Source organism: Mycoplasmopsis felifaucium ATCC 43428 (genome assembly GCF_000687775.1).
Classification (GTDB): domain Bacteria; phylum Bacillota_I; class Bacilli_A; order Mycoplasmatales; family Metamycoplasmataceae; genus Mycoplasmopsis; species Mycoplasmopsis felifaucium.
Window position 1 is genome coordinate 1 of sequence record NZ_JHXS01000019.1, and the last position, 14071, is coordinate 14071.

Annotated in this window: 11 protein-coding genes; 8 read left to right on the plus strand and 3 right to left on the minus strand. The window is 28.4% G+C overall.

All coding sequences use genetic code 4. The features are described 5' to 3' along the window. Both T390_RS0103070 and T390_RS0103075 read left to right on the plus strand, forming a co-directional pair. On the plus strand, window positions 1-528 hold a 528-nt coding region (locus T390_RS0103070; RefSeq protein ID WP_027335030.1), incomplete at its 5' end, for a restriction endonuclease subunit S. A gap of 176 nt (window positions 529-704) precedes the next feature. Continuing rightward, on the plus strand, window positions 705-2087 hold the full coding sequence (locus T390_RS0103075) for an RNA-binding domain-containing protein (protein WP_027335031.1): 1383 nt from the start codon (window positions 705-707) through the stop codon (window positions 2085-2087). 82 nt (window positions 2088-2169) lie between these two features. Here T390_RS0103075 and T390_RS0103080 read toward each other — a convergent pair whose 3' ends face one another. The 3 genes from T390_RS0103080 to pepF form a co-directional block, all read right to left on the minus strand. Further along, window positions 2170-4008, minus strand: a complete 1839-nt coding sequence (locus T390_RS0103080; protein WP_051590864.1) for an ABC transporter ATP-binding protein — start codon at window positions 4006-4008, stop codon at window positions 2170-2172. Between the two features lie 11 nt (window positions 4009-4019). Then, complete coding sequence (locus tag T390_RS0103085) at window positions 4020-5798, minus strand: ABC transporter ATP-binding protein (protein ID WP_027335033.1); 1779 nt, start codon at window positions 5796-5798, stop codon at window positions 4020-4022. Between the two features lie 62 nt (window positions 5799-5860). Beyond that, on the minus strand, window positions 5861-7705 hold the full coding sequence (gene pepF / locus T390_RS0103090; RefSeq protein ID WP_027335034.1) for an oligoendopeptidase F: 1845 nt from the start codon (window positions 7703-7705) through the stop codon (window positions 5861-5863). A 76-nt stretch (window positions 7706-7781) separates the two neighbouring features. Between pepF and T390_RS04115 the strand changes: the two genes are divergently transcribed. The 6 genes from T390_RS04115 to T390_RS0103115 form a co-directional block, all read left to right on the plus strand. Beyond that, entirely contained in the window at window positions 7782-7919 is a 138-nt protein-coding gene (locus tag T390_RS04115) for a hypothetical protein (protein WP_156930763.1), read from the plus strand. Window positions 7920-8045: 126 nt separating this feature from the next. After that, window positions 8046-9461: an ABC transporter ATP-binding protein gene (locus T390_RS0103095; protein ID WP_027335035.1), complete on the plus strand. Its 1416-nt coding sequence runs from the start codon at window positions 8046-8048 to the stop codon at window positions 9459-9461. Next, window positions 9445-10281 carry an ABC transporter permease gene (locus tag T390_RS0103100; protein WP_027335036.1) on the plus strand — a complete coding sequence of 279 codons (837 nt, stop codon included), beginning with the start codon at window positions 9445-9447 and terminating at the stop codon, window positions 10279-10281. Before T390_RS0103095 ends, T390_RS0103100 begins: the two co-directional genes overlap by 17 nt. Next, complete coding sequence (locus T390_RS0103105; RefSeq protein ID WP_036436216.1) at window positions 10274-11167, plus strand: ABC transporter permease; 894 nt, start codon at window positions 10274-10276, stop codon at window positions 11165-11167. Before T390_RS0103100 ends, T390_RS0103105 begins: the two co-directional genes overlap by 8 nt. Next, a complete protein-coding gene (locus T390_RS0103110) occupies window positions 11157-13037 on the plus strand; it encodes a type 2 periplasmic-binding domain-containing protein (RefSeq protein WP_051590865.1) in 1881 nt (626 codons plus the stop codon). The genes T390_RS0103105 and T390_RS0103110 overlap by 11 nt, the downstream gene beginning before the upstream one ends. Window positions 13038-13177: 140 nt before the next feature. Further along, a partial coding sequence (locus tag T390_RS0103115; RefSeq protein WP_027335039.1) for a hypothetical protein occupies window positions 13178-14071 on the plus strand: 894 nt, incomplete at its 3' end.

The window sequence follows — 14071 nt, forward strand, 5'->3', positions numbered from 1 at the left end:
GAGATTAGGTTTTCGCAATTTAACGATTTATGAAAAGTCGTTAAATTGAATGAAATTAGTAGGTATACTATTTCCAATCTTAATGTTTCAGATGCAAATTATAATGGTAAATATGCTCTATATGACGCTCTTTGCAAAATAGGTTATACAGATAAAATGGCTATAAATAAGCCATATATAACAATCATTAAGGATGGTGCAGGCATTGGAAGAGTTAGAGTCTTACCGGAAAATACAATGTTTATTGGGACTATGGGTGCGATTCATAATAATCAGGAAGTTAATATAAATTTTTTATATCATATTATGTCTAAATTTGATTTTTCAATATCTTCTATTGGAACTGCGATCCCGCATATATATTGGTCAGACTATTCTGAAAATTTAGTAAAAATTTCAGAACTTGTTGAACAGTCAAAAATCGCTGAATTTTTGACTGCCGTTGATAAACTTATCACATTACAAAACAAAAAACTCACCAAACTAAAAGATATCAAAAAAGCATTATTACAAAAAATGTTTGTTTAATACGCCTATAAAAAAGGCGTTTTTAATTAAGTTCGTAATATATACTATTATTAAATAATATACTTATATTAATATATTTACAACATTAATATTAATAAAAAATTTTAAGCAATTACCCAATTTTATACCCAACATAAGATATAATTAAAGTGTGTGATAAAGTTGGGTATAAAATTATGGATAAATATATAGAATTGATAAAAAAATTAAAAAATGAAGAATTTGAAACTGAATGATATGAATTAAAGGAAAATTGATTTGAACCATATCAAATTGGTGAATATATATCTGCATTATCTAATTCTGCAGCAGTATGCAGAAAAGATTTTGCTTATTTAATTTGGGGCATAAGCGATAAAACACACGAAGTTGTCGGTACTACATTTGATTATAGAATAAATGTAAAAAATGAACCATTACAACTTTACTTAGCAAGACAATTAAATCCAGATATTGTTTTTAATTTTGAAGAAGTAATATATGAAGATAAAAAGCTGGTAGTTTTAGAAATCCCAAAAGCTAAAAATATTCCTACATCTTTTGATAGTGTTAGATATTTAAGAATTGGTTCAAGCAAAGTTAACCTGTATAAATATCCAGAAAGAGAATCTAAACTATTTGAAATATTAAATAATAGTAAGCTAACAATAGAAAACATAGAATCTGAATATCAAGACTTAACGTTTGAAAGACTATTCACTTATTATGCAGGCAGGGGAATATCTTTAAAATCGGAGACTTTTAAAAAGAATCTTGGATTAATTACTAAAAACGGAAAATATAACTTAATGGCTCAGCTATTATCTGATAATAGTCATATTTCAATAAGATTATCAATTTTTAGCGGTAACACAAAAGCAAGTGCGTTATATTCAGTTAAGGAACTTGGTAATACATGTATTTTATTAAGTTTAGACAAAGCATTAGAATACGCTGACGTTATTAATATAATTCAAGCTGACGAAACAAACAGAATAGTTTCAAGAAAAGACATTTCCCTTTTTGACGCAAACGCCTTTAGAGAAGCCATTATTAATGCTTTTGTGCATAATAAGTGGGTTGATGGTAATGCACCGATGATTACTGTTTACAGCGACAGAATAGAAATACTCTCAAGAGGGACAATCGATCCAAAACAAACCTTAGAAGGTTTTTATCTAGGAGAATCAATTCCAGTAAATCAAAAATTATCAGACATTTTTTTACAACTTCATATCAGTGAACGCTCGGGAAGAGGAGTACCTAAAATTATTGATGCATATGGTAAAAATGCTTTTGATATAAGAGAAAATTCAATAGTGGTAACTCTTCCATTTAAACGAATTGGCAAAGTCAAAACCGAGAATAACGAATCCAAGGAAGTTTCTTTATTGAGTCCAAGAAGAGTTCAAATTATTAATGAAATTAAAAATAAACCTAATATTACACAACCTGAACTTAGTAATATTTTAGGAATTTCACTAACTGCAATTGAAAATAATATTAAATATTTACGTGAAAATGGTCACATCCAAAGAATTGGGTCAAATAAAAATGGTTATTGAAAAATAATTAAATAATTAGCGTTAATTTATCTAATACGCCTATAAAACAGGCATTTTTTGTATTCAAAAACAGCCTTAAAAGGCTGTTGAATAGATATTATTTAAATTGTGATTGGTGAAGATTGTAGTAATAACCTTGTTTTGCCATTAATTCGTGATGGGTACCTTTTTCAATGATTTCACCATCATTAACAACAAGAATTAAATCAGCATTTCTAATCGTACTTAATCTGTGTGCAATAACAAAGGAAGTTTTGTTTTTCATAATTGATTCTTGTAGTGCTGTTTGAATAATTTTTTCTGTATTTGAGTCAACATTTGAAGTTGCTTCATCAAGTACTAAGATTTTTTTGTTTCCTAAAATAGCTCTAGTTAATGAAAGTAATTGTCTTTCACCTTGTGAAAGGTTTGAACCATTATTTTCAATTACTGTATCATAACCATTTTCATATTTTTGAATAAAGTTATGTGCACTTGTTAAAGTAGCGGCTTCAATAATTTCTTTATCAGTAGCTCTTTTATTTGAAACTCTTAAGTTGTTTCAAATAGTATCATTAAACATAAATGAATCCTGAAGTACTACAGACATTTTTTCACGCAAGTTGTCTTTTGGTATTTTATTTAGCTCGATTCCATCAATTTTGATTGAACCAGCTTCATAGTCATAGAATTTACTTAATAGGTTAATTATTGTAGTTTTGCCAGCACCTGTTGGACCTACAATTGCAATTGTTTGGCCGGGTTTAGCATAAAAGGTTGCATTTTTAAGTTGATATTTATCTGAATCTTTATCATATCTAAATGAAACATTATTAAATTCAATAGATCCTTGGGTATCTTCACCTAAGTATTCAGGGTTTTGAATAGCCGAAGGTGTAACTAAATCTAATAAGGTAAAAATTCTTGTAGTTGAAGCTACCCCAATTTGAACTGAGAATATAACATTGAATAGAACTTGAACAGTTGTAGTATAGTTCCATAATAAGTTAATATAACCAATAATTAAGGCAGCAATTTCGCCACCTATCAAGCCGTAAAATGGCACGCCGTTGGCTTTAAAAGTAATTGATATAACAAGGATAACTAAAACTAAAAAGTTTGAAAAGATTGTAAATCAAGGATCAAATACTTTAGTATATAAGTCAGCAATAAATGCTTCTTTTTTAATTGTATGTGCAATTTTTTCAAGTTTTTTGTTTGCTTCTGGTTCTCTGTCAAAAGTTTGTGTAACTTTTGTGTTTTTGAGCATTTCTTCAACAAAACCATTCATATCAGCAAAGTGATTAATTACTCTAATGTATGGTTTTCTAGCTCCAGCTATGATTAATCAGCTAATAGCCAAGAAAATAAAACTCATTGGAACAACAATAATACTTAATGTAAAACTATAAACAAACATAAAGCCTATAGCAAAAATGATATTAAAGATATTTCCGAACGATTCATTTAGCAATTGAACTAATGATTGTGAAGTATTACTAATATCATTTGTCAGTGTTGATATTTGATTTCCAGCTTGTTGTTTATCGTGGTATGAAATAGGCATATTAAGCAATTTTACTGTTGAAATTTCCCTCATTTTGCTTGCCACTTTAAATGATGCAGTAATAAATAATTTTCCTTGTAGTATTCTAAAAATACCATAAAGCATAAAACAGCAAGCTACAGCCACATTAGTAATAATAAATAAAGTAGTTTTAAATCTTTCTGGATGCCCAATAACATCATTATTTAAGAAATCTTTCACAATAAAACCAGTCATTGCTGTACCAGTTGTATAAAACATAGCTTGGAAAAATGATAGGATAATACCTCAAATAAGTATTCCTTTTTCTGCTCCCATAAATTTAAAGGTAGCCGATATTAAGGTTCAAGTTGAAACTTTACGTTCTTTTCTAATTAGCTTTTCTGGCTTTTTTATAGACTTATTTTTCATCTCTCCCCTTTCTATTGTTCTAATTGTGTTTCATGAATTTGTTTATAAAATTCACATGAATGCATTAAGTCGTTATGTTTACCTTGACCAATAACAAATCCGCCGTTAGATAAAACAATAATTTCATCAGCATTTTTAATAGCCCCAATTTTTTGGCTAACAATAATAGTTGAACAATCATATTTTTCTCTAATATTATTTATAACTTTTTTAGTTGTAATGTTATCTAATGCACTAGTTGAATCATCTAAAATTAAAATTTTAGGTTTTCTTAAAAGTGTTCTAGCTACTGAAATTCTTTGTTTTTGACCACCTGATAGATTTTTACCACCTTGCAATACTGGATGATCTAATCCATCTGGAAACTTACTAATAAATTCTTTAGCGCAAGCGTTTTCTAATGCTTCATTAATGTCTTCATCCGTTGCATCAGGTTTAGCTCATAAAAGATTGCTTCTAATTGTTCCAGTGTATAAAAGAGCCTCTTGGTAAACAATTCCAATTGAATCGTGCAAGTTCTTAGTATTAATTGTTTTTAATTCTTCTTGACCTATTTTAATAGACCCCTCAGAATAAACATAATTATTCATTAATAAGTTGACTAGCGTACTTTTACCACTACCAGTAGGTCCTATAATACCTAAAGTTTTACCAAAAGGTAATTTGAACGAAACATCTGCCAAGGCATAGTTTGGAGATGATTCATAATACTTGTATGAAAGTTTATTAATTTCAATATCGTATGAATTTAATATTTTTCCTTCAGGTACATTCAAATCATCTATTTTATAGTTTAATATTTCAACAACTCTACCAGCTGCAACTCTAGCCCTAAAGAATGAATATAAGAATGTTAGTAGTAATAAAATACCACCAGCGATTAAGAATAAGTAGTCAATAAAGACATTAATATTAGCAATGGTCGCAATATCAATAGTTCCATTTTGAGCACTTTTTCCAGCGACTGCAAAAATACCTATCATCAATCAGTTTAAGATCATATAAAAGATTGGAAAGGCAACTGTAAAGATCATATTTGATTTAAATGAAATATTGAATCAACGTTGGTTTATATCTTTAAATTTATTGATTCTGTCTTCTTCAAGGTTAAAAGTTTTTATAACTCTAATACCTGAAATATTTTCGTTAACTGCCTTAGTTACTTCTTCAACGATTTTTTGGCTTTTCTTAAGCATTGGACTAGCAGTAAGTCCAATAACTAAAATAAGAATAATAACAACTGGAATAATAGCAATAATACTTAAAGCCATTTTTCAACTAACTAAAATTGAAAATACTACACCACCGATAATTAAGAAGAAACTCTTAATCATAATCGTGGTTCCGTTAACCAAGAACTCTCAGAACAGAGCAATATCGTTTGACACTCTTGTAATAATTGATTCTGATTTAAGATCTGCGATATTTTTTAGAGATAATTTTTGAATTTTTTCAAATAATTTAACTCTGAAAAAGTAACTACTCATTTCAGCTGCATAAATAATTACTGTTGTAGATAAAAACGCCAATAAGGCTGTTAATAAGGTCTGTACGATAATTATAGTGGTTAAAACCTTGACAGCAGTTTTATGTTCATATGTTCCAATAAATAGTCTTCCATCTAAAAATGACAAATCAAACATAGGATTTTCATCAAGCATTAATTTAATGTATGCACCAATTAAATTGGGAAGCATAATATTAAGTAAAACATAGATTAAAACTAAAAATGATCCAAAAAAGAACATCGCTTTAATTTTAGCTGGCAACATTTTAAGCATTTTTCACATATATACCTCCTTTGTTTTGCAAATTAATAAATATTTAATATTTTATATTAAAACGAAAAAATTTATGTATTTTTTGTTTGTTTAATTTTGAATATTTTCTTACCTAATTTAATTCATTTATCAATTGTTTCTTTAAAATAGTTAAATCCAGATTCATAAAATGATTGACTACTTAAGTCTACATTCATACTTTTTAAAATTTCAAGTGGATAATCTCTGCAACCTGCACTTAAAAAGTTATTAATGTACTTATTAATAAAATCATTGCCTTCTTTTTGATATTGACTATAAAAATAGTTAGCAACCAATTGACCTATAGCATACTTGTAAACGTAAAAACCCATATAGAAATGTGGAATTGTTACAGATGCTACACATTTATTTGGATCAAATTTATATGATTTTTTAGAGTATTTTTTAACTGCATCATAATAAATTTTAGCTACATCAGTATAGCTTTGTGATACTTCGTTTTTATCTATTTTGTTATATAAATCATATTCATAATTTGCCCACATTGTCTGTGTAACAGTTGTTCCAATAAAACCTTCAATCATTTTGGTATAAATGTAAAACTTAAATTTATCGTTATTTTCATTATTTTTAAGCAGGTAATCATAAAGTATAAGCTCATTAAAAATTGAAGCAATTTCAGCTAAAATAATTGGGTAGTTTGAATTAACAAGATCATTATTTTTATCAGAAAAATAAGAATGCATTGAATGGCCTAATTCGTGGCATAAAGTTTCCAGTGATGATAATTCTCCATCAAAGTTCATTAAGATATATTTCTTGTCAATTCCATACGATTCACCGATTGAATAAGCTCCCGAAATTTTATTTTTAACCATCATATAATCGATTCAATTGGTATCAATAGCTTCATTAATTTTTAATGAATATTCAGCAGGAAAATCATTAAAGATTGTTTTAGTTATATTTTGAATTTCTTCTATTGAGTAATTAGTTTTAACGTTAATAAGTTCTCTATTTTTATCAAATCTAGGTCTATACTTTTCCTTATATTTTTGTTCATAAAACAACTTATAAAATTTTTGGAATTTTGATATATCTTCCTTTAAATTAGCCACATTAGTAAATAATGAGTTAAGTATTTCATCATTTACTTTATCTTCAAAAGTAAGCATATCTATACTACTTTTGTATTTTCTAATTTTAGCATCAACTGATATTGATTTAAACTCCTGTACAAGTAAAGACGCTAACGATTCTTTATGTTGAAGTTTCGCCTTATTATACTGTAAAACAGCATTTTTACGCAAACAAGCATCATTACTTTTAGTTAATTTAACATATGAAGCAGGGTCAAGATGAAACTTTTTGTTTTTTGAATTATAAACATCTTTATAATCTAATTCTGAATCAGTAAGAATACTAAAAATATCATCTAGTTTTGGATATCCAAAACTACTTCTTGTAATATATTCTTCAACATCATCACTTAGTTTATGATCGTAGGAATTAATTACATCTTGCAAACTTCTTTTATATTTTGCTAATCTTGAATCATTAATTCAAGTTTTAACCTTATCAATATTTTTAAATAATCTATTGAGATCTGAACCAAATTTTTCACTTAAATTTTCATTAATATTTTCAAACTCGGTGCTTAATTTTTGAATTTCAGGGTCAATTAAATTTTCATTAGATTTATTTGATAAATAATTAGATATTTTGTTATAAATTAAACTTAAATCATCAGAAAGTTTCAAACTATCTATAAAACTGCTGATATCATCAAATTTTGAATCTTTAATTTCAATTAATTTTTGAAAAATTTCTTCATATTTTTCAAATCAATATTTAATTGTTTTGCCTTGCAAAATATCTTCTAAATCTCATCTATATTTTTTATCTACTTTTGAATAATTTGGATATTGTTTCATGCTTAAACCTCCAGTAAAAATAAATTAATATATAAATATTATAAATAATTAATATATTGTATAAAATGTATGCAATATGAGAATACAAAATTTAAAATCTGACAAATTCTATTCTAAATTTGTACTATTAAATTTCAATGAAGATATCAACCCTTCATTGCCGTTTTACGTTACAGAATATTCTCAAAACTTATACGATTTAGCCTCCGCTTAATCTTTCTGAAAAAGTAGTGTTTTTTTGCCTGCGAAAACATATACTTTTTCGTTTTTAATTTTTACTTATATACCTATAATTTTGTATTTTTGTATTAAATAAGCTTTAAATTAAAAAGGAGATTATATGATTCAAAAGAAGGAGAAAAATTCTTCAATCATTGAATTAAAAGAAGTCTTTAAAGAATTCGATGGCAAAGTTGTATTAGACAATGTAGACTTACACATTGCTAAAGGCGAGTTCGTTACGCTTCTTGGACCTAGTGGTAGTGGTAAAACTACTATCCTAAGATTAATCGGTGGTTTTGACAAGCCAACACGTGGAGAAATTAAATTTAATGGGCTAGATATTAAAGATTTAGCACCTCACAAAAGGGACCTTTCAACAATTTTCCAAGATTATGCCCTATTCCCTAACTTAAATGTTGAAGGAAATATTAAATTCGGTATGCCTTTAAAAAGAGTACCTAAGGAAGTAATTAATCCTAAATATGAAAAGATGCTAGTTGAAAAGCAAAAACAATGAGCTGCTACAGCTAACAAAAAAATGCTTGAATTGGATAAACTACAAGAGCAATACATTAAAGAAATGGAAACTCTTAAACCAAACACAATTACATATCGCCGTAGACAAAAATGACTTGATAGATCAGACTTTAACTATTCATACTGAGAAAACTATGTTCAACAACAAACAGAAGCTTTTGAAAATAAATTCTTAAAAAGAAGACTAACAAAAGACGAAATTAATGAACAAGTTAAAGAAATAGTTAAGTTAGTTGGTTTAGAAGGAAATGAAAAGAAAGCTATTACTGAACTTTCTGGTGGTATGAGACAAAGAGTTGCCCTTGCTAGAAGTTTAATTATTGAACCAAGTATTCTTTTACTTGATGAACCTTTAAGTGCATTAGATGCCAAAATTAGACAAAAAATGCAAGTATTATTAAGAAGCTTGCAACAAAAATTAGGTTTAACATTTATTTTCGTTACACACGACCAAAATGAAGCCTTAGAATTATCAGATAGAATCGCTATTATGCGTGGTGGTAGAATTGAACAATACGACACACCTAAAGCAATCTATGACTACCCAATTAATAAATGAGTAGCTTCATTCATTGGCGATTCAAATATTTACAATGGTGTATTTCACAAAGAAGACTGTACAGTAGATATTTTGGGCAAAAACTTCAAAACAGTTCATGAAGAAGATGAATTTGCAGACTTGCAAGAAGTTGATGCTTTAATTAGACCTGAAGACGTTGATATTATTGCTGTTGATTTAGAAGAAGAAAAAACTAAGAAAACTACAACTAAAAAATCAACTAAAGAAAAACTTAGAGGAACAATTACTGACTTATCATATAGAGGAAGTTATTACTACCTTAAAGTTAAATTGGATGCTCATCAACATATTTTTGTTGAAACAAGTAAAAAGTTTGAATTAGGTGACTTAGTTGATATTAGCTGAACAATTGATTCAATTCACTTAATGAACAAAGATAGCAAGTGGGATTACGAAACAAATGAATTCAAAAATTAAAGCCAGACTTGGACTTAATAAAAGATTATTTTTAATCTTACCTTATCTATTCATTGCTATCTTATTAGTAGTTACGCCACTTTTATTAATTGTCGTAAACGCCTTTACATCAGCGGGACAAGCAAATTTTGACTCAGCTGAATTAGTGAAGGATCCTAAAACATGAACAAAAATTTGAAGAAGTTTATACATTGGTATAGTTTCAGCGGTTTTATGTTTATTAATAGGATTCCCGTATGCATATTTCGTAGCTAGAAGCAAAAGCAAAATTGTGCCAATTTACGCAATGAGCTTAATGCTTAGTCCTATGGTTATCTTCACAATTGCTAAAATTTACGCAGTTAGAGGATTCTTCTTAAGTATTGTTCCAACCGAAAATAACTTAAATGAAATTTGATTTATGATTTTTGGACTTACATACTTAAACCTTCCATATATGATTATGCCTTTATACTCAGTATTTAAAGACATGCCAGAAAACATTATTGAAGCTTCTCATGATTTAGGTTATAACTCATTTAAAACTATGATTAAAGTAATCTTACCTTATGCTTCTAAGGCTGTTTTAAGCGGGTTTGGGTTAATTTTCTTATCAAGTGCAACTAACTTTGTTATCAGTGATAAATTACTTCCTGATGGATCACAATTGCAAACAGTGGGTACAATGATTAACAACTATACAAATCCAGCTAATAAATTTGAAGTTTCATTAGGAACTACACTTGTTTTAGTAGTAGCTGTTGTATTTATGAGTACATACGGATTAATTAACTTTATCCCTAAATTAATTATGAGAAAAATGAGAGGTCATCATGCATAATAAAGTTTCAAGATGATTTCGTGGGATTTTTATCCATTTAATACTTTTATTAGTATATATCCCATTATTTTTCGCTGCAATTTTTAGTTTTAATAAACCAACCGAAAAAGGTTTTATTAGATCTTCTTGAAATGGTTTTACAGGAGATAACTGAAAATACTTCTTCAATGAAGGAAGAGGAATTGCATTATTAAACTCAATTATTATTGCTGTTGCAGTTGCTGTTTTAGTTGTTACGATTTCTCTACTTACTTGCTATGGTATGTGAAGACAAAAAAATAAAAAATATACACAAGTAATACACGCAATTAACAATGCTAAATTAATCAACCCAGATAACATTATCGCTTTAGGTTTAGCCTTATTATTCGCTGCATTATTCGGTACATTAGTAAATACCCAAGAAGGTTTATTAAGAGGTATTGTTGGACATACAGTTATGGCCTTACCTTATGGAATTACTTTGATGTTTCCAAGAAGCGAAAAATTCAATTGTTCACAATTAGAAGCTGCTCAAGACTTAGGATATAACAAAGTTAGATCCTGGTTTAAAACTTATTTTGTATATATGATTCCTTCAATCGTATTTGCTGCATTAGTTTCAGCATTCTTAAGTTTTGATGACTTCATTATTTTAAGAACTGTTTCAAATACATCTACATTAGGCACTAAACTTTACGAAGGTGAATTTAGAGCTTGAGGTTTAGTAGTTGGTGCCGCTTTATTAATAATTGTTATTACAGGAAATATTGCCTATATTACCTATAAATCAATCGCAATCGGAAAAGCTAAACGTAAATTATCTTCAAAAAACTATAAAACACAATTATTTCAAGAAACAAAAACAATTGAAATCACTGTAAAAGGAGAAAAGTATGGAAACTAAAAACACAAATACTCCTAATTTACAGCCAAACAATGAAAATGTAAAAGTATCTAAATGAACTAAATTCAAATACTTTTTAAAATCTAAAGTATTAACAAAATCAGTGGGTTTCACAGCTTTGGGTATAGTTACAGTTGCTGGAGTTTCTGGTGCTTTAGCTTACAAATATACTAAAGAAAAATTCAAGCCAGTTTTCTATAATTACCAATCATATATGGATCCATTTATTATTGAAAAACTTAACAAAAAGTTTGAATATAAAGAATTTGGAACAATTAATGAATTTTCAAAAGCTATTTTAACCCATAAAACAGCTGGTGGAATTGGTAATGATGGACAAGCAGCTAAGCTAATAATTAATGATTACACAGGCAAAAGTAAATTAAGAAAATTCACAGTTAAAGACTTTAAGAAAATTTATGGCCAAAACTGAAATGATGCTTTATCAGTTTCAGAAAACTTAAAACAAATTCTCACTCCTATCGTTTTTAATCACCTAGCTTCATACGATCAATATTTTGAAGATATTCCAATTTACGAACCAAACGGAAAGCCAAAATTAAAAGCTGACGGAACGCAATTCTACAATAAGGATTATGAAAATAATGAAGATAAAATTCACTTATACAACTATTTCATACCTTATTTCGCTCAAGATATGGTTATAGCTTATAACCCTCTTAAGCTTTCAGCTTATAATAAAATTTATAAGTCGCCTGGTAAAGATGAACCTGAAGATAAAGACTCAGATTCATACAAAAAATACCTAGAACTATACACAAATTCAGTAGCATCTTATTTTGAATCTATAACAAAAGATCTTGAAACTCAAATTAATAAAGATCTATATAAAATTTACAACAACCCAGAACCTTTATTAAATCACACCATCCCAATGATTGATGCACTTAAAACTATTAGAAATCCTTTTGGACCTAATAATGATAAAGACGCATTTAAATACTATGAATATACAGATGCAGTTAGAGATAATATGGTTTATGGTTCATCTTATAGATTAAATACCGAAACTGGTAAACACTTGCCTCAACCTTCTGGCGGTGCAATTGTTCACGAAAAAACTGACTTAACTCAAAGAGAAGTTGTTACAACTATTTATAAAGATTTAATCGACCAATTCTTAAATCTATTTAAAGATGGAACTGGATACAAAATCACAAATACAAAACACGTTAGAACAAGCGGCAATGGACAAGATTTATTAAATACCTTAATTGATCCTGAAAAAATTACAAACGTAGGTATTATTTATAATGGTGATGCTTTGGATGCATTCTATTCAAGAGATAATATTTCAAATAGCGATGTTCCTGATGGTGCAATTCGTTTTATTCGTCCAAGTGTTAACTTACTTCTTGTTGATGGTTTAGTTATATCGGAGGATACAAATGAAGAAACTGCTCAAACAATTATTGAAAGTTCAAAAGATACCTTTTTAGGCGGTTTAGATAAAAAAGAAAGCGATTGAACTGAAGAAAAAGTTAACCAAGCAGTTGATGATGCTTCAAGTCAAGCTTATAAAGATTATGGTTCATTCTTAAACTTTGATTATGTTAGATATACTCCAGCATTTAACTTAGTTTATAACTATGCATATGAAAATACATTTAATGATCCATTAATCCCATCGGATGATCCAAAATACGCGGAACAAAATGAATATCAAAAGAACTATGCTAGAAACTTGTACAAAATTGAAAATGAGTACACAATAGGACATAAAGATACTGAAACATTCAAAGGCTGACACGAATTTACTTATAATGTTCAACATGTTGCTATTAGTCCAGTAGATCAAAAAGTTCAAACAATGATTAATACATACTATGAACAACAATTAAAAGCCTAGTATTACAACACTCTTGCGAAAGGGTGTTTTCTTTTGCCGAAATATGGAAAAATTCCACATTTTGTCAGATAATAATAATAATAATAATATGCCTTATTATTAATTTGAAAAATTCAAAGTAATGTAAAGGATATTAATAAATGAAAAAATTATTTAAAAAATTGGCATTGCCTATTATAGGTGGAATTTCAGCAATGACATTGCCTATTGTTGCTGTTTCATGTGGAAATAAGGAAAAAGCAAAAGAAGAAGTAAAAACATCTACAACATCTTCAAATACAACCGCAACAAATAACACAGAAACAACAAACACAAATACAAGTACAACTTCCACAGCAGAAATAACAAAACCAGCTCCAGAAGTGCCAACCACTCCTGGAACCGCACAAGATGAATCATCTAAATACATGAATCCAGAAGCATATAAATTATCAGAACAAAATAAATTATTTGTTATTGATGAAACTAAAAAAGATGAGATCGCTAATCAATTTGATAAAGCAATAGCTACACAAGCTGGATCAATTGGAATTAAAAATGCTATAGTAACAATTGGAAATCAAAAAGAAAATATCGATGGTATTACTTTAGGCGGTGACTTAGGTAGTTCATTCTCTACCCATGGAACAAAAACAACTCAAATCGGAACAAATAGATTCAAGCTTCAAGATAAAAATTCAACTAGAAAAGGTATTTTCGTTCAAAAAACTGAAGTTGATGGACAAATTACTTATACTTTATACTGACAACTTTATTTAGTTGATGGTAAAACACTTGGTGAAAAAGAATATTCATTAAGTTTGGCGATTTCTAAACCAGTAACCGAAAGTGAAACAGTTCCAGGCACAGATGTAAGTCCAACACCTACAACAGATGAAACTAAACCAGCCGAAGGAACTTCAGAAGGTTCAACTACAACAGAACAACCTTCAACAGGTGAAACTACTACAACACCAGTAGAAACTAAAGATCAAGAAGAACCTAAACAACCTGAAGGAACTACAGAAGGTTCAACCACAACTGAACAACCTACA